At 66.8% G+C, this 16,873-nt stretch carries 15 protein-coding genes and 1 riboswitch; of the genes, 6 read left to right on the top strand and 9 right to left on the bottom strand.

What is annotated here, in order from left to right; translation table 11 throughout:
* Positions 1–205: 205 nt before the first annotated feature.
* The 3 genes from ACVCNR_RS07915 to ACVCNR_RS07905 all read left to right on the top strand — a co-directional run bounded on the left by ACVCNR_RS07915 (position 206) and on the right by ACVCNR_RS07905 (position 2,585).
* A complete protein-coding gene (locus ACVCNR_RS07915; RefSeq protein ID WP_354197950.1) occupies positions 206–709 on the top strand; it encodes an invasion associated locus B family protein in 504 nt (167 codons plus the stop codon).
* Positions 710–867: 158 nt separating this feature from the next.
* Complete coding sequence (gene rlmN, locus ACVCNR_RS07910) at positions 868–2,100, top strand: dual-specificity RNA methyltransferase RlmN (protein ID WP_354197949.1); 1,233 nt, start codon at positions 868–870, stop codon at positions 2,098–2,100.
* A complete protein-coding gene (locus ACVCNR_RS07905) occupies positions 2,097–2,585 on the top strand; it encodes a hypothetical protein (RefSeq protein ID WP_447074279.1) in 489 nt (162 codons plus the stop codon). Before rlmN ends, ACVCNR_RS07905 begins: the two co-directional genes overlap by 4 nt.
* Here the strand turns inward: ACVCNR_RS07905 and ACVCNR_RS07900 are convergent.
* Positions 2,557–3,198, bottom strand: a complete 642-nt coding sequence (locus tag ACVCNR_RS07900; RefSeq protein WP_354197945.1) for a LysE family translocator — start codon at positions 3,196–3,198, stop codon at positions 2,557–2,559. The two genes, ACVCNR_RS07905 and ACVCNR_RS07900, sit on opposite strands and share 29 nt — an antisense overlap.
* Positions 3,199–3,289: 91 nt before the next feature.
* Entirely contained in the window at positions 3,290–4,555 is a 1,266-nt protein-coding gene (locus tag ACVCNR_RS07895; RefSeq protein WP_354197943.1) for a Glu/Leu/Phe/Val family dehydrogenase, read from the bottom strand.
* Positions 4,556–4,805: 250 nt separating this feature from the next.
* On the opposite strand from ACVCNR_RS07895, the gene ACVCNR_RS07890 reads away from it, so the two are divergent.
* Entirely contained in the window at positions 4,806–6,032 is a 1,227-nt protein-coding gene (locus ACVCNR_RS07890; RefSeq protein ID WP_354197941.1) for an argininosuccinate synthase, read from the top strand.
* Between the two features lie 20 nt (positions 6,033–6,052).
* On the opposite strand, the gene ACVCNR_RS07885 is transcribed toward ACVCNR_RS07890, so the two are convergent.
* Genes ACVCNR_RS07885 through ACVCNR_RS07875 form a run of 3 tightly spaced genes read right to left on the bottom strand, consistent with a single transcriptional unit; the run spans position 6,053 to position 9,702 of the window.
* Positions 6,053–7,114 (bottom strand): ABC transporter ATP-binding protein, encoded by a 1,062-nt coding sequence (locus tag ACVCNR_RS07885; protein ID WP_447074276.1) that lies wholly within the window; start codon positions 7,112–7,114, stop codon positions 6,053–6,055.
* On the bottom strand, positions 7,111–8,691 hold the full coding sequence (locus ACVCNR_RS07880; RefSeq protein ID WP_447074274.1) for an ABC transporter permease: 1,581 nt from the start codon (positions 8,689–8,691) through the stop codon (positions 7,111–7,113). Before ACVCNR_RS07880 ends, ACVCNR_RS07885 begins: the two co-directional genes overlap by 4 nt.
* Positions 8,692–8,697: 6 nt before the next feature.
* Positions 8,698–9,702 carry an iron ABC transporter substrate-binding protein gene (locus ACVCNR_RS07875; protein ID WP_447074272.1) on the bottom strand — a complete coding sequence of 335 codons (1,005 nt, stop codon included), beginning with the start codon at positions 9,700–9,702 and terminating at the stop codon, positions 8,698–8,700.
* A gap of 190 nt (positions 9,703–9,892) precedes the next feature.
* Here ACVCNR_RS07875 and ACVCNR_RS07870 point away from each other — a divergent pair, with 190 nt between their 5' ends.
* Positions 9,893–10,675 carry a 3-hydroxybutyrate dehydrogenase gene (locus ACVCNR_RS07870; protein WP_447074271.1) on the top strand — a complete coding sequence of 261 codons (783 nt, stop codon included), beginning with the start codon at positions 9,893–9,895 and terminating at the stop codon, positions 10,673–10,675.
* A 44-nt stretch (positions 10,676–10,719) separates the two neighbouring features.
* Entirely contained in the window at positions 10,720–11,835 is a 1,116-nt protein-coding gene (locus ACVCNR_RS07865) for a patatin-like phospholipase family protein (RefSeq protein ID WP_447074269.1), read from the top strand.
* Between the two features lie 12 nt (positions 11,836–11,847).
* On the opposite strand, the gene ACVCNR_RS07860 is transcribed toward ACVCNR_RS07865, so the two are convergent.
* The 4 genes from ACVCNR_RS07860 to ACVCNR_RS07845 are packed head-to-tail and all read right to left on the bottom strand — an operon-like array spanning position 11,848 to position 16,407.
* Positions 11,848–12,630, bottom strand: coding sequence for an ABC transporter ATP-binding protein (locus ACVCNR_RS07860; protein ID WP_447074267.1), 783 nt, complete (start codon positions 12,628–12,630; stop codon positions 11,848–11,850).
* Positions 12,627–13,628 (bottom strand): FecCD family ABC transporter permease, encoded by a 1,002-nt coding sequence (locus ACVCNR_RS07855; RefSeq protein ID WP_447074265.1) that lies wholly within the window; start codon positions 13,626–13,628, stop codon positions 12,627–12,629. The genes ACVCNR_RS07860 and ACVCNR_RS07855 overlap by 4 nt, the downstream gene beginning before the upstream one ends.
* Positions 13,625–14,476, bottom strand: coding sequence for an ABC transporter substrate-binding protein (locus tag ACVCNR_RS07850; RefSeq protein ID WP_447074263.1), 852 nt, complete (start codon positions 14,474–14,476; stop codon positions 13,625–13,627). The genes ACVCNR_RS07855 and ACVCNR_RS07850 overlap by 4 nt, the downstream gene beginning before the upstream one ends.
* A gap of 35 nt (positions 14,477–14,511) precedes the next feature.
* Positions 14,512–16,407, bottom strand: a complete 1,896-nt coding sequence (locus ACVCNR_RS07845; protein ID WP_447074261.1) for a TonB-dependent receptor plug domain-containing protein — start codon at positions 16,405–16,407, stop codon at positions 14,512–14,514.
* Between the two features lie 169 nt (positions 16,408–16,576).
* Positions 16,577–16,775: riboswitch (cobalamin riboswitch) on the bottom strand.
* Positions 16,776–16,873 lie beyond the last annotated feature (98 nt).

Below are 16,873 nucleotides of genomic sequence, written 5' to 3'. Positions count from 1 at the left end.
AAGTCCCGCTCAGGGACGTCGTGCCGAGGCCAGCGGATGGGAAATTCGCAAGCGGACGCGCGGAGATGGCGGCGGTTAGCTATGGCGGAAGTGCTTTTCTTTGGCGGTCTTCACGCTTTGGTAACCCAGATTAAATCAAATTGAATGGATCGGGCAGGACGAGACGCCGGCCTGCTCCCACACCCTTTGGAATATGGGAATTACAATGCGCCGATTGATAGCTACAGTTTCTGGTCTGATCATGCTCGCCACCGCCTCGCCGGTCCTGGCCCAGCAGGCGACCAAGATCGGCCAGCACAATGCTTGGGGCACCTACAGCTACCAGGCTTCCGGCGGCAAGGTGTGCTATGTGCTGACCGTTCCCACCGACAAGCAGCCGCCCAGCCTCAACCATGGCGACATGTTCTTCTTCGTCAGCCAGCGTCCGGGCCAGCAGGTGAGCTACGAGCCGCAGTTCATCGCCGGCTATGATTTCCAGGCGAATTCCAAGGTGACGGTCTCCGTCGGCGACAAGTCCTTCACCATGTTCACGCGCGGCAAGTCGGCCTGGGTCGAGAACGCGGCCGACGAGCCGCAGCTTATCGCGGCGATGCGTGGCGGCGCCGACATGAAGGTGCAGGCCAAGTCCGGCCGCGGCAACGCCACCAGCTATGTATTCTCGCTGAAGGGCATCACCGCCGCGCTCAGTTCGATCTCGAACTGCAAATAGGGGTGCCGCATCAGGTAAGCGAAGGCCGGGCCCTCGGGTCCGGCCTTCTGCGTTTCCGGGTCGGAGCACATGACTTCGGCGCCGGCTTGTGCTATGCGGCGCCCTTCGCCGAAATCCGCTGCTGAAATCGGCCGCAAACCTCCTATATTGGGCCAGCCATGAGCCTTTCACTCGACCTCACATCCGCCGGCGCCCGCGATGCGCTGCGTGCTTCTCCCGCGCCGGAGAAGCCGACGCTGATCGGCCTGACGCGCGAGGAGATGGCCGAGGCGCTGGTCGGGGCCGGCATCGTGCCGCAAAAGCAGGCCAAGATGCGCGTCAGCCAACTCTGGCACTGGCTCTATGTGCGCGGCGTCTCCGATTTCGCCCAGATGTTCAACATCTCGAAGGAACTGCGGGCGGCGCTCGACCGCGCCTTCACCGTTGCGCGTCCGGAAGTCGTTGAGGAGCAGATCTCCAATGACGGCACCCGCAAATGGCTGTTCCGCTTCCCGCCGCGCGGGGCCGGCCGGCCGGTCGAGATCGAGACCGTCTATATCCCGGAAGAGGGGCGCGGCACGCTGTGCATTTCCAGCCAGGTCGGCTGCACGCTGACCTGCTCCTTCTGCCACACCGGCACGCAGAAGCTGGTGCGCAACCTGACGTCGGAGGAAATCCTGGCGCAGTTGCTGACCGCGCGCGACCGGCTGGGCGACTTCCCCGACACCGACACGCCGGCGGGCGCCATCGTGCCGGCGGAAGGGCGCAAGGTCTCCAACATCGTCATGATGGGCATGGGCGAGCCGCTCTACAATTTCGAGGCGGTGAAGAAGGCACTGCTGATCGCCTCCGACGGCGACGGGCTGTCGCTGTCGAAGCGCCGCATCACGCTTTCCACCTCCGGCGTGGTGCCGGAAATCTACCGCACCGGCGAGGAGATCGGCGTCATGCTGGCGATCTCGCTGCATGCCACCAATGACGATCTGCGCGACCTTTTGGTGCCGATCAACAAGAAGTACCCGCTCGAACAGCTCATCAAGGCGTGCCGCGAATATCCGGGCCTGTCCAATGCGCGCCGCATCACCTTCGAATATGTGATGCTCAAGGACGTCAACGACAGCCTCGACGACGCACGGGCGCTGGTGAAGCTGCTCAAGGGCGTACCGGCCAAGATCAACCTGATCCCGTTCAATCCCTGGCCCGGCACCAACTACCAGTGCTCGGACTGGGAGACGATCGAGAAGTTCGCCGACTACATCAACAATGCCGGCTACGCCTCGCCGATCCGCACGCCGCGCGGGCGCGACATCCTCGCCGCCTGCGGCCAGCTCAAGTCGGAATCGGAGCGCTTGCGCAAGAGCGAGCGGTTGGCGCTGGAGGCGATGATGATCGCCGGGCACGGCGAGGCTTGAGCGGCGTCCTCGCCGTCCTGCTGCGCTTCGCCGTGGTGCTGGCCGGCTATGCCGCCGCCTGCCTTGCCGCCAGCGCCTTCATCCATGTGCTGTTTCTCGGCTGGTCGGGCCTGGCGGAAGAGGAAACCCTGCCGGCCTTCACCACCGGCATGATGGTGTCGGTGCCGTTGCTAGCACTGTTCGTCGCCCATCTCAACTTCTGGCCGGCGGTCGTCGCCATCGCCGTTGCGGAGTTCCTCGGCAAGCGCGACTGGCTGTTCTATGCGCTGGCCGGCGGCTTCGTTGCGCTGGCTTTCGCCGGCCTGTTCCACCGCGGGGCGGAGTCCGGGGCCGGCTTCGGCGACACGGCCGTGCTGCTGGCGATGATCGGCGCCGGCGTCGTCGGCGGGCTGGCCTACTGGCTGACCGCGGGCCAATGGGCGCGCAAATGGCGCGGCGGCGCCGGCGAACTGCCGCCTACTTCGCCTGGGTCGTCAGGATCTTGAGCGCGAAGGCCGAGAACACGCCCGCGAACAGATAGTCGGTCACCCTTGTCAGGCGCGGGCTGCCCTTGAGCAGGGCGGCGAAGCGGTCGGCCGCGATCACCATGGATGCGGTGAAGGGCAGCGACAGCACGATGAACATCAGGCCGAGGAAGAACAGCTTGCCGGGCGCATGCGCATCATGCGCGGAGACGAACTGCGGCAGGAAGGTCATGAAGAACAGGATGATCTTCGGGTTGAGCAGGTTGATGCCGAGCCCCGTCGCCCAGTTGCGGGCCAGCGAGCGGGGCGCCCGGCCGCCGGTTTCCGGCGAGAAGGCGGAGCCGTGGCGGATCGCCTGGAAGGCCAGCCAGACCAGATAGAGCGCGCCGCCGATCTTGAGCGCGAGGAAGGCCTGCGGCGAGGCGACGATCAGGGCCGACAGGCCGAGCGCCACCAGCGCGGTGTGGAAGACGATGCCGGTCATGGCGCCCAGCATGCAGGCGAAGCCCGCCGCCTTGCCCTGCGACAGGGCCCGCCCGACGAACAGGGTCATGTCCGGCCCCGGCGTTATCGCCAGGACCACGGTGGCGATGGCGAACTGGACGAGCACGGTGGCGTCGGGGATGAACGGCATGGGCGAACCTGGCGACGGAGCATGAAAAGAAAAGGGCGCCGCATCGTGCGGCGCCCCCTTATAGCCCATCCGGTTTCCCGGTTCGAGTGGATCAGCTGTCGAAATAGCTCTGGGTGCCGTGGGCCTCGATGGCCTCGGCCAGGCGGCTCAGAGCATGGACATAGGCGGCCGTGCGCGGCGTGACGCCGCGGGACACCGACAGCTCCCAGATCGCCCGGCCCTCGCGCTCCATGATGGAGCGCAGCTTGGTGTGGATCTCGCCCAGCTCCCAGTAATAGCCCTGCTTGTTCTGCACCCATTCGAAATAGGAGACGGTGACGCCGCCGGCATTGGCGAGAATGTCGGGCAGGACCACGACATTGCGCTCGGCCAGGATCTCGTCGGCTTCCGGGGTCACCGGGCCGTTGGCGAGCTCCAGCACCAGGCGCGCCTTCACCGTATGGGCGTTGTGCTTGTGGATCATGTTTTCCAGCGCGGCCGGCACCAGCACGTCGCAGTCGACGCCCACCAGCTCGTCGGCGGCGATCGCCTGATGGCCGTTCTGGCCGGCCGTGTGGACGACCGACTGGTTGTTGTTCTTGGTGGCGACCAGGGTGTCGAGGTCGAGGCCGTCCGGTGCATAGACGGCGCCGCCGGAGTCGGAAACCGCCACGATGCTGTGGCCGTCGCCGGCGAGCAGCGAGGCGATGTGCTGGCCGGCATTGCCGAAGCCCTGGATGGCGATGCGCAGCTTGCCGGAAAGGCCGAGCTCCTTGGCCAGGTGGCGCACCAGATAGTAGCCGCCGCGGGCGGTGGCATCGCCGCGGCCGACCGAGCCGCCGAGCGCCAGCGGCTTGCCGGTGATGACGGCGGGCGAGCCTTCGCCGACGATCTGGCTGTACTCGTCGGCCATCCAGCCCATGATCATCGAATTGGTGTAGACGTCCGGGGCGGGAATGTCGCGGTCCGGGCCGATGATGCGCGAGAAGGCCTGGATGTAGGAGCGCGACAGGCGCTCCAGCTCGGCCTTGGAAAGCTGGCGCGGATCGACCTGAACGGCACCCTTGCCGCCGCCATAGGGCAGGTTCATCACGGCGCATTTGAAGGTCATCCAGAAGGCCAGCATCTCGACCTCTTCGGCCGTGGCGTCGGGATGGAAGCGGATGCCGCCCTTAGTCGGGCCGCGGGTGTCGTCATAGCGGCATCGCCAAGCCAGGAACGATTTTCGCGAGCCGTCGTCCATGCGGATCATCAGGCGCACTTTGGTGGTTTCGCGCGGATATTTCAGCTTCTCGATGACATCGGCGTCGACGTTCAGGTGCCTTGCGGCTTCGTCGAGACGGATAAGGGCGCTATCGAGAGGGCTGTCTTCCGGCATCATGAAATCCTGTCAGTTCGGGTGGTTGAGAAGCGGCCTGCCGGTCGCGGCGCCTGAAATGCACGAAATTGACGGGTTTCACAAGAAAAGGTTTCAGAACGCCTCCTCTTTGCGTCATTTTTGCACGGCCGGGCAAAGCCATCCGCCACCGGCAGGGAGTGCGGGCGCTTGTCCGGCGCTGCTTTCCTGCTATGAGTGCGCACGCAGTTTCGCGCCTCGCGCTCCCTTAGAACGAACACCGGAAACGCCCATGTCCAAGCTGAAAGACGTCAAGAAGGTCGTGCTCGCCTATTCGGGCGGCCTCGACACCTCCATCATCCTGAAATGGCTGCAGACCGAGCTGGGAGCGGAGGTCGTCACCTTCACCGCCGATCTCGGCCAGGGCGGCGAGCTGGAGCCGGCGCGCCAGAAGGCGGAGATGCTGGGCATCAAGGACATCCGCATCATGGACCTGCGCGAGGAGTTCGTGAAGGACTTCGTGTTCCCGATGTTCCGCGCCAACGCCCTCTATGAAGGCACCTATCTGCTCGGCACCTCGATCGCCCGGCCGCTTATCTCCAAGCATCTGGTCGCGATCGCCGAGGAAACCGGCGCCGACGCCATCGCCCACGGCGCGACCGGCAAGGGCAACGACCAGGTGCGCTTCGAGCTTTCCGCCTATGCGCTCAACCCCGACATCAAGGTGATCGCGCCGTGGCGCGACTGGTCGTTCAAGTCGCGCACCGACCTCATCGAGTTCGCCGAAAAGCACCAGATCCCGGTGCCGAAGGACAAGCAGGGCGAGGCGCCGTTCTCGGTCGACGCCAACCTCCTGCACTCGTCCTCGGAAGGCAAGGTGCTGGAAGACCCGTGGAGCGAGCCGCCGGAATATGTGCACCAGCGTTCCGTCTCGCCGTTCGACGCGCCCGATGCGGCGACCGAGATCGAGATCGAGTTCCTCAAGGGCGACGCGGTGGCGCTGAACGGCAAGAAGCTGTCGCCGGCCTCGCTGCTCGCCGCCCTCAACGATCTCGGCCGCGACAACGGCATCGGCCGCATCGACCTGGTCGAGAACCGCTTCGTCGGCATGAAGAGCCGCGGCGTCTACGAGACCCCCGGCGGCACCATCCTGCTCGCCGCGCACCGCGCCATCGAGTCGATCACGCTGGATCGCGGCGCCGGTCATCTCAAGGACGAGCTGATGCCGCGCTATGCCGAGTTGATCTACAACGGCTTCTGGTATTCGCCCGAGCGCGAGATGCTGCAGGCGCTGATCGACAAGAGCCAGGAAGAGGTCGAGGGCACGGTGCGGCTGAAGCTCTACAAGGGCAACGTCATCGTCACCGGCCGCAAGTCGGCAAAGTCGCTCTACCGCGACGATCTGGTGACCTTCGAGGACGACCGCGGCGCCTACGACCAGAAGGACGCCGAGGGCTTCATTCGCCTCAACGCGCTGCGCCTGCGTACGCTGGCGGCGCGCAGCCGCAACACGCGGTAAGGCCTTTCAGGTGGCGCGCATCAATCGAGCAGGTGCGCGCTGCCGCTGACCGTGAGGCGGGCGCTCGTGCCCACCTCCGGCGCGCCGGCCGCGGCACGGCGCAGGACAAGCGCGCCAGCCTCGCCCGCGCCATTGGCGACCCGCACGGAGAGCGTGCAGGTCGGCCCGCTGAACTCCGAGTCCGTTACGACAACATCCACGCCGCCCGCCGGGGCCGCGGCGCCGGCTTCGAGCCCGATCTGCTCCGGCCGCAGCAGGATTTCGGCCGCCTCATGCCGTACGGTGCTGTCGACGGGAACCACACCCAGCAGGCAATGGGCGCGGCCGTCCTCGATGCGGGCCGGCAGGATGATCGCCTCCCCGAGGAATTCCGCCACCATGCGGTTGCGAGGCCTGAGGTAAAGGTCGCGCGGCGTTCCCGCCTGGATGAGGGAGCCGGCGCGCATCACCGCCACCTGATCGGCGAAGGACAGCGCCTCGGCCTGGTCGTGGGTGACGAGGATGGTGGTGACGCCGGCCGCTTCCAGCACACCGGCGACCGCCTTGCGCATGGAGGCGCGCAGGCCCGTGTCGAGCGCCGAGAACGGCTCGTCGAGCAGCATCAGGCGCGGCTTGCGGGCCAGCGCCCGCGCCAGCGCCACGCGCTGCTGCTGGCCGCCGGAAAGCTGATGCGGACGGCGTTGCAGGAAAGCCTCGTCGAGGCCCACCAGCCGGACGAGTTCCGCGATCCGCGCCTGCCGGTCCGGCGCGTCGCGGGCGATGCCGAAGCCGATATTGGCGGCGATGGACAGATGCGGGAACAGCGCGCCATCCTGCGCGACGAGGCCGATGGGGCGCCGGTAGGCGGGCACGAAGGCATCGGGTCCGGCAAGCCTTGTGCCGTCCAGCTCGATGCTGCCCGCGTCAGGCCGCTCGAAGCCGGCGATGAGGCGCAGCAACGTGGTCTTGCCGCAGCCGGAGGGGCCGACGATGGCCGTGCGGCCACCGGAGGCGACGGCAAGGTCGACGCCGTTCACCGCGGCCACCTGGGCGCCGGAGGGGCCATAGCTCTTGCGCAGGCCGGAAAGTTCCAGAAAGCTCATTGTCCGGCCATCTTCTTCGATTGCACGTAAAGCAGCCATGTCAGCGGCAGCGAGGCCGCGACCATGATCAGCGCATAGGGGGCGGCGGCCGCATAGTCGATCTCGCCGCTATAGGCCCAGAAGGCGAGCGCCAGCGTGCGGGTGCCGTTTGGCGCCAGCATCTGGGTGGCGGTGAGCTCGTTGAGGATGCCGAGCGCCACCAGCGCCATGCCGGCGGCGGCGCCGGGCGCGGACAGGCGGATGGTGGTGGACCACAGCGCGTCGAGCGGCTTGCGGCCGAGGTTCATCGCCGCCTGCTCCAGCTCGACCGGGGCCTGGGCGATGGAGGCGCGCAGGCTGATGATGGCGCGCGGCAGGAACATCAGCATATAGGCGACGAGGATGGTGGCGAGGGTCTGGTAGAGCGGCAGTAGATAGCGCACCGTGAGCGTGACCAGTGCCAGCGCCACGACCACGCCCGGCAGCGCGCCGACCATGTAGTTGCAGCCTTCGAGAACGCGTTGCAGGCGGCCGGGCGCGCGGATCGACAGCCATGCCACGGGGATGGCGGCGAGCGTGGCGAGCAGCGCGCCGCCGAGCGCCAGCACCGTGGTGTGGCCGAGCGCTGCACTTATCTCGTCCAGGCGCCACACCTGAAGGCCGCCGGCCCACAGCCAGCGGGCGATGGTGTAGAAGGGCACGCCGAGCGACAGAAGCGTGACCAGTGCGAAGAGCAGCAGGCAGGGCCAGGTGGCGCGGCCGAGGCTGGCCGGTACAAGGCGGCGGGCCGCGCCGGAACCGACGCGGGCATAGCGCTCGTCGCCGCGCGCCAGCATTTCCAGCGCCAGCAGCGCGAAGCAGCAGGCGATCAGCACGCCGGCCAGCATGTTGGCGGCGGGGCCGTTGAAGGTGGACTGGAACTGGTCGACGATGGCGGTGGTGAAGGTGTCGAAGCGCACGAAGACGAAGAGCCCGTATTCGGCAAGCAGGTGCAGGCCGACCAGCAGCGCCCCGCCGCACAGCGCCAGTCGGAGCTGGGGCAGCACGACGCGGAAGAACACGCTCCATGGGCCGTGGCCGAGAGCCGCCGCCGCATCCTCCAGCGCCGGATCGAGGCGGCGAAGTGCCGCCGAAACCGGTAGGTAGAGGAAGGGGAAGTAGGCCAGCACCGACACCAGCACGCCGGCGCCGAGACTGTTGAGGCCGGGCACGATGCTGACCCAGGCATAGGAATGGATGAAGGCCGGCACGGCCAGCGGCGCGACGCACAGCCACGCCCACAGGCGCGCGCCGGGCAGGTCGCTGCGCTCGGTCAGCCAGGCGAGCGCCACCGAAAGTGCCGCGCAGGCGGGCACGGCCAGCACCTCGAGCAGCAGCGTGTTGACCAGAAGCTCGCCGACGCGCGGGCGGAAGATGAGGGCGGCGGCGGTTTCCCAGCCGGTCTGCACCGTGACCCACAGGATGAAGCCAAGCGGAATGAGCGCCAGCAGCGTCACCAGCACGGCGGCGAGCCCGATCCATGACAGGCGCAACGGGGCCGCACTCCGCCGGCTCGATGCCGACGCGGCAATCAGGGTGCTGTCGGCGGACGCCTGCATGAGGGCCTACAGCAGACCCGCGTCGGTCATCAGGTCGGTCACCTTGCGGGAGTTCAGCGTGTGTGGATCGATCTTCGGAGCCTGAAGGTCCTCCAGCGGCACCAGGCCGGCATTGGAAGCCTCGCCCTTGCCGACCGTGTATTCGTAGGAGGTGCCGTCGCGCAGTACCTGCTGGCCGGCCTTGCCGACGATCCATTTCAGGAAGGCCTGCGCTTCCTGCGGGTGCTTGCTGGAGGCGAGGACGCCGCCGCCAGAGATCGACACGAAGGCCCCGGGGTCGCCGTTCCTGAAATAGTGCAGCTCGACCTCGTTGCTGTTCTCGGCCGTGCGGGCCCGGTCACCGAACCAGTAGTAGTGATAGATGATGCCGCCGTCGATCTCGCCGGTGTTCACCGCCTTGAGCACGGTGTTGTTGCCGCGATAAGCCTTGAAATTGGCCTTCATCGCCTTCAGCCAGCCGGCCGTCACCTCCTCGCCCTTCAACTGCAGAAGCGCGCTGACGATGGCCTGGAAATCCGGCCCGGAGGGCGAGGCGCCCCAGCGGCCCTTCCATTGCGGATCGGCGAGGTCGAGCAGCGATTTCGGCAGTTGGTCTTCCGTCAGCTTCGTCTTGTTGTAGGCAAAGACGGTGCTGCGGGCGGCGATGCCGATCCACTGGCCGCTGGAGGGGCGATATTGGTCCTCGACCAGCGCCAGCGTGTCGGGATCGACCTGCGCGAACAGGCCGGCCTGCTCGACCTGCGTCATGGCCGGCGAATTCTCGGTCAGGAACACGTCGGCGGGCGAGGCCTTGCCCTCGGCCACGATCTGGTTGGAGAACTCGCTGTCCGATCCGTTGCGCAGCGTCACCTTGATGCCGGTGTCGCGGGTGAAACCGGCCGCCCACTCCTTGGCCAGGCTTTCGTGCTGGGCGTTGTAGACGATGATTTCCTTGTCCTGCGCCATCGCGGGCGCGGCCAGAAGCATCCCGGCAAGCACGCAAAGGACGGGGGCGGAAAGGATGGACGTCATGGAGGGCCTCTCAAGCGGAGCATTCCCGGACGAAGCGTGGAAGCTCATACATGATACTAGCAGTCAACATTCAAGCCGCAAAGAAGTCTCGACACATCGCTTTTTGACGCAGTTGGACTGGTCTTGGGCGCGGCGTCGATTATATTGCACTGCAACATTTTCCGTCACGGCATAGGCAAGGGGACCCGTCATGAACGCCAAGCGAACCGCAATCGTCACCGGCTCGACCTCCGGAATAGGGCTGGCCGTCGCCCGCGCGCTGGCGGCACAGGGCTGCAACGTCGTCGTCAATTCCTTCTCCGACAGGCCGGAGGATCATGAAGCGGCGGCGGCCATCGGCCGCGAGCACGAGGTCGAGGCGGTCTACATCAAGGCCGACATGTCGAAGCCCGCCGAATGCCGCGACCTCGTCTTGAAGGCCGCCGAGCGCTTCGGCTCGGTCGATATCCTCGTCAACAATGCCGGCATCCAGCATGTCGCGCCGGTCGAGGAATTCCCCATCGAGAAGTGGGACGCGATCATCGCCATCAACCTCTCCTCCGCCTTCCACACCATCGCAGCGGCGGTGCCGCTGATGAAACGGCAGGGCGGCGGGCGCATCGTCAACATCGCCTCGGCCCACGGGCTGGTCGCCTCGCCGTTCAAGTCGGCTTATGTGTCGGCCAAGCATGGCATCATGGGGCTGACCAAGACGGTGGCGCTGGAGCTGGCGCGCGAGCACATCACCTGCAACGCCGTTTGCCCCGGCTATGTGCTCACCCCGCTGGTCGAGGCGCAGATTCCCGACCAGATGAAGGCGCACAACATGGACCGTGACACGGTGGTGCGCGAGGTGATGCTGGAAAAGCAGCCGACCAAGGAATTCGTCACCGTCGAGCAGGTGGCGGCGACGGTGGTGTTCCTCTGCTCGGAGGCGGCCGCCCAGATCAACGGCACCCACGTCTCCGTCGATGGCGGCTGGGTGGCGCAGTAAGGACCCCAGCATTTTTTATCTTCACGGCTTCGGAAGGACCGCGCATGCCGGCCAACGGTGAAACTGCGCAGCGCAAGAAGATCAACATCGCCCTGCAAGGCGGCGGCTCGCACGGCGCCTTCACCTGGGGCGTGCTCGACCGCCTGCTGGAAGACGGGCGGCTCGACATCGTCGCCGTTTCCGGCACCAGCGCCGGGGCCATGAACGCGGTGGCGCTGGCCGACGGCTTCGTGCGCGGCGGCATGGAAGGCGCGCGTGCCAAGCTCGCGGAATTCTGGCGCGCGGTGGCGCGAAAGGGCCGCTTCAGCCCTGTGCAGCGGACGCCCTGGGACATGCTGTGGGGCAACTGGTCGGTCGAGAATTCGCCCGGCTATATCTGGTTCGACACCATGTCGCGGGTGGTGTCCCCCTATCTGGCCAATCCGCTCGGCCTCAACCCGCTGCGCGACGTCATCGAAGATGAGATCGACTTCGACAATGTGCGCTGCTGCGAGGCGATGCAGGTGTTCATCTCGGCCACCAATGTCGAGACCGGCCAGATCCGCGTGTTCTCCGATGGCGAGATCAGCACCGATACGGTGATGGCCTCGGCCTGCCTGCCGCAGCTTTTCCGGGCCGTCGAGATCGACGGCGTGCCCTATTGGGACGGCGGCTATGGCGGCAACCCGGCGCTGTTCCCCTTCTTCAAGGCGACGCAGACCGAGGACGTGCTTTTGGTGCAGATCAACCCGGTGCAGCGCGAGGGCGCGCCGACCAGCGCCGGCGAAATCCAGAACCGCATGGACGAGATCGCCTTCAACGCCGCGCTGCTGCGCGAATTCAGGGCGATCGCCTTCGTCAAGGAGCTGATCGCGGTCGGCCGCCTGCCGCATGGCGAATATCGCGACATCCGCATGCATCGCATCGATGCCGACGAGGCGTTCAAGGGCCTGTCGGCGTCGTCCAAGATCAATGCCGAATGGGCCTTCCTCGAATATCTGCGCGATCTCGGGCGCGATGCGGCGAGCGATTGGCTGGAAGCGCATTTCGATGCGGTGGGCGAGCGGCCGACGCTCGATCTTTCAGGCCAACTGGAAGACGGCATGAAGCCCCGGCCGTCGCCCGGCAGCCGGGTGAGCCGCTTCCTTGCCACGCGTAGGCGGCCGCCCGGCGCGGCCTAAATGAAGGGCCGATCAGGATTCGGGCGTGGCCAGATCGAGCGGATGCACGATCGGCGCGCCATCCGCCTCGCCGAACCAGGCTTCCACGCCATAGATGGCGCGCAGGCTTTGCGGCGTCAGCACGCTTGCCGGCGGTCCATCGGCCACGATGCGGCCCCTGTCGAGCAGGATCAGGCGCGAGCACCAGCGCGCCGCCAGCCCGAGATCGTGCAGCGAGGCCACCACGCTGCGGCCATCCGCGGCCAGGGAATCGAACAGCCGCATCAGGGCGATCTGGTGGGCGGGATCGAGCCCGGCCGTGGGCTCGTCGGCCAACAGCAGCGGCGTGTCCTGCGCCAGAGCGCGCGCGGCCAGCACGCGGGCCTTTTCGCCGCCGGACAGTTCGGTCGCGATGCGGTGGCGGAACGCTTCCACGTCCATGCGCCGCATGGCGGCGTCGACGATGGCGCGGTCCTTGTCGGTGAGCGCGGCGAAGCCCGGCCGGTGCGGCGAGCGGCCGAGCGCCACCACCATTTCCACCGGCACGGCCCAGGCGATCTCGCGCTCCTGCGCCAGATAGGCGACGCAGGCGGCGCGCTGGCGCGCGTTCATGGCGGCGGCGTCGGTGCCGCAGAGGCGCACCTGGCCTTGCGCGGGCAACAGGTTGAGCACCGAGCGCAGCAGGGTGGATTTGCCGGCGCCGTTGGGACCGATGAGGCCGATGAACTCGCCCGGCTGGACGGCAAAGCCCAGCCCGTGCAGCACCGGCCTGTGCCCGAGTTCCACGGAAAGGTTTTCGACCGAAAGCAGCGTCACAGCAGGCTCCTGCGGGTGCGGAAGACCAGCCACAGGAAGAAGGGCGCGCCGACGATGGCCGTCAGCACGCCGAGCTTCAGGTCGCGCTCTGGAGCGATGATGCGCACGAGGATGTCGGCGGTCAGCACCACGCAGGCGCCGCCGAGCGCGCTGGCCGGCAGCAGGCGCGACGGGCGCGCGCCGACCAGCGGGCGCAATATATGGGGCACCACCAGCCCGACGAAGCCGATGGCGCCGGCCACGGCCGTCGCCGCGCCGACGCTGGCGGCGGTGCCGAACACGGCGAGGAACTGCACCTTGCGCAGTTCGATGCCCATCGAGGCGGCGGTCTCGGAGCCGAGGGTCAGCGCATCGAGGGCGCGGCCGAGCGAGCCCAGCATCAGCCAGCCGACGAGCATGAACGGCGCCGAAAGCCAGACATGGACCATGGAGCGGTCTGTGAGCGAGCCGAGCATCCAGAACATGATCTCCAGCGCCGCGAACGGATTGGGTGACAGGTTGAGCGCCAGCGAGGTCATGGCTCCGGCAAAGCTGGTGACGGCGATGCCGGCGAGGATGACGATGAGCGCGCCGCCGCGCTGGCCGGCCAGCGCCTGCACCACCAGCACGGCCGCCACCGCGCCGGCGAGGGCTGCGAGCGGCAGGGCGAGCATAAAGGCGGCGGACAGGCCGGTATAGATGGCGAGCACCGCGCCCAGCGAGGCCGAGGCGCTGATGCCGAGCAGGCCGGGCTCGGCCAGCGGGTTGCGCAGATAGCCTTGCAGGGCGGCGCCGGAGAGGCCGAGCGTGGCGCCGATCATGCCGCCCAGAATGGCGCGCGGCAGCCTGATCTCGCGCATGATGAGGGCGACGCCGTCGGCCTTGTCGGAGAACAGCGCCTTCATGCTGTCTGCGAACGCGATGCCGGCCGGGCCGACCGTCAGCGACAGCAGGAACAGCGCCAGCGTGGCGGCGGCCAGCAGGGTTAGGAGCAGGGGATAGTGCCGGTCGGCGCTCATCGGCGCTCCTGCTTCGCCGCCGCGTCCTGCAGCATGAAGGCGGCATCGAGCGTGAAGGGCGCACCGCAGATCATCTTGGCCACCGGCAGGTCGATGGCGTCCTGCCGTGACAGGGCGCGAAATGCGGGATGGACGAGATTTTCCTGCGCCAGCGCGGGAGCCCCGTAGTCGCTGCTGGAACGGCCGATCAGATCGGGCTTCGCCATGATCAGCTGCTCCAGCGGCAGGCGCGTCGAGCCGGTGACGCCCAGCCTTTCGGCGATATTGACCAGCCCGGCTGCCGTGAAGATGTCGTTGGCCAGCGTGCCTGCGCCTGCCGTGTAGCTGTTCGGCTCGTAGAGGGCGATGGTGCGACCCGATGGCGCGCCGGCCCGGAGCCGTGCGAGGCCGTCATCCAGTTGCGCCACCAGTTCGGCGGCGCGCTCTTGCCGGTGCAGAAGCGCGCCGATGCGCCGGATGTTGTCGCGCACATCGGCGAAGGACCTGGCCGGGGCGAACTCCTCGACCCGGAAGCCGAGGCGGCGCAGCAGCCCGACCGTGGCGCGCGCGGAAAACGTGCCGGCCAGGATCAGGTCCGGCTCCATAAGGAAGATCTCCTCGGCCAGCGCGTGGTTGACCGCGAAGGCCCGCGCCTCGTCCGCCATGGCCGAGGCGCGCGGGTCGCCCGCCAGCGCCGAGACGGAATGGAGCTGGCCCGCGCCGGCGATCAGCATGGCAAGCTGGTCGGTGCAGACATTCATGGACACGATGCGGCGGGGGGTGGGCTCGGCCGCGAAGGTGGGCAGCGCCGCAGCCATACCCAGCACGGCGGCGACGAAACACGACAATGCTGTCCGCAAAATCATCATTGGCCGCGTTTCGCCGCTTGAGACATCGCCGTTGCCTAGAAGGACCGGGTGAAGCTCAGATTGAGCGTCCGGCCGGGTGCGCGGAAAGTTTCCTTCGTTTCATACTTCTTGTCGAAGATGTTCTGGGCAGAAAACTTAAGCTGCGACTTCTCGTCAATCGCGTAAATGGCGGAGAAGTCCGCCGTGATGTAGGAGGGAAGCCGCCTTGCGTTGAACTCGTCGGCGTAGCGTGACGAGACGTAGAGCAGATCGGCGGACAGGCTGAGGTCTTCCGTCGGGGTGTAGGTGAAGCCGGCACTGCTGCGGAAACGCTCGCCATAGGCGATGTATTTGCCGTGAGCGCCGGCGCTCCTGTTCAGGGGTTCGCGCACGTCCACCATCGCCCTTACGCTCCATTGCGGGTCGAAGCGGTGTTCCAGCTTGGCCTCGAAGCCGGTGACGCGTGCCCGGTTGATGTTGGAGGGTTGCCACGGACCGCCGGGATCGTTCGGGTCGATGGGGGCCCAGGCGATCATGTCGTCGGTATTGTTGCGGTACAGTGCCATGTCGAGTGTGGTCTGGTCGGCGATGCGCCAGTTCAGGCCGATTTCGTAGGAGCGGGATTCCTCCGGTTTGAGGTTCGGGTTGCCTGCATCGGGATAATAGAGGTCGTTGAAGGTCGGGGCACGGAAACCGGTCGAATAGGAGGCGCGGGCAACCAATCCATCGGTCAGCTCATAGCTTGCGCCGACATTGTACGTGGTGACGCTGCCGAATTGCTCGTTGTCGTCATAGCGCAGGCCGGTATCGACAGTGAGGCGCTCATACTCGAACGAATATTGGCCGAATACCGCGACAAGGTCCCGCTTCGTCTCCGCATAGGGCACCCCGGATACGGCGCTGTTCTTCACCGAGTCGCGATAGGCTTCGACGCCACCCTGGACGATATGGTGCGTGGCTCCGAGATCGAACTGCTTCTGGGTGGTCGCAAGCAGGCCGTAACGAAGCGTGTCGAAGTCGTCGCCGGCAACGCCATCCTGGGAAATGGAAGCGTAGTCGAGGGCTGTCGACAGTTCGACAGTCGAGGTCCAGCTCTCCGAATGGTCGAGCCGCGCGCCGAGCCGGCCGGAGAAATTGTCGGTGTGCGAGACGTTGCCGAACGGATCGTTGTCGAACTCGTTCCTGCCCCGCGTGTAAAGGCCGTCGGTGTAGATCGCGCCCGCCGCCATTTCCTTCGACAGGGAAAAATTGACCGAGCCTCTGGTGAAGCCGTCCTTGTCGAGGTCATGGCCGGGCGAGAGGCGGTAGTCGTAGCCTTGGGTGCCGAGGATGCTCGCGCCGAAGGAGTAGCGCAGGCCATCTTCGGTACCGCCTCCGACATTGCCCGATAGCGTGCCGCCCCAAGGGTGCATGATACCGGCCGTCACGCTGCCGCAGGCGCTTTTGCCCTCGGGACAGGGACCGCCCTGCTTGGTGATGATGTTGATGATGCCGCCAATGGCGTCGGCGCCATACTGCGCCGAATGGCCGCCTCTGGCGATTTCGATGCGATCGATGGAATCGAGCGGGATGCTGGAAAGGTTGAGTGTGCCCGCAGTGGCCGATGCGGCACGCACGCCGTTGACCAGTATGAGCGTCTGGGCCGCGCTGGCTCCGCGCAGCGACAGGCTGGAATCGGCGCCGAGGCCGCCATTCGATGTGGCGGTTATGCCCGGCTGGGTCTTCAGTAGGGAGAGCAAATCGAGCGCCGCCGATTTCCTGATCTCTTCTTCGCCGATCACCGTCACCGACGACGTTGAACGCTCGAGCGACGAAGCGCGCCGCAGCGGCGTGGTCACCACGATCGTGTCGAGCTGGATGGTGTCGTCGTCGCTGTTCGCGGATTGCTGTGCCCAGCCCGGGCCGGTCAGCGCCAGCGCGCATACGCCTGCGGCCAGAATTGTCGTTCTCATGGTCCTTACCCCCGAATGCCGGGCGTCTCGCGCCGGCGATTTCCACTTCAACCGCGGACCGGAAGGGCAGGGGGATCGCATGTTCCACCCGGCAGCCGTAAGGCACGCGGCAACACCTTGTCGTGTCACCGCAGCGGACGGCCGCGCCTGATCCCACCCCGTGATCAAGCATGGGTGACCGGAACCGGCAGGTCTCCTGACTTCCGCGTCGTCGCCTCCCGCCGCCTTCCCGGACCGTTGCGGCCCAGTGGCATATCGGGGAGAGGCTCGGCGGCTACAGTTGCGGGGGCAGTCGCGGCTTTGCCGATCGCTCGGCTGACCGTGTTCCCTTTTGATCCGTATGTGGAACCGATTCCAGGAGCGACGCTAACCACTGCCCGGCGGGCCTGTCAATTCCGGCAGCGGTGGCCAATGGTCCAGTTGCGGCATGGGTCGTCCTTGCGGGCCGGGGAAAATTCCGCTACGT

Source organism: Aquamicrobium terrae (genome assembly GCF_052978165.1).
This window is presented reverse-complemented; position numbering and strand designations above follow the sequence as displayed.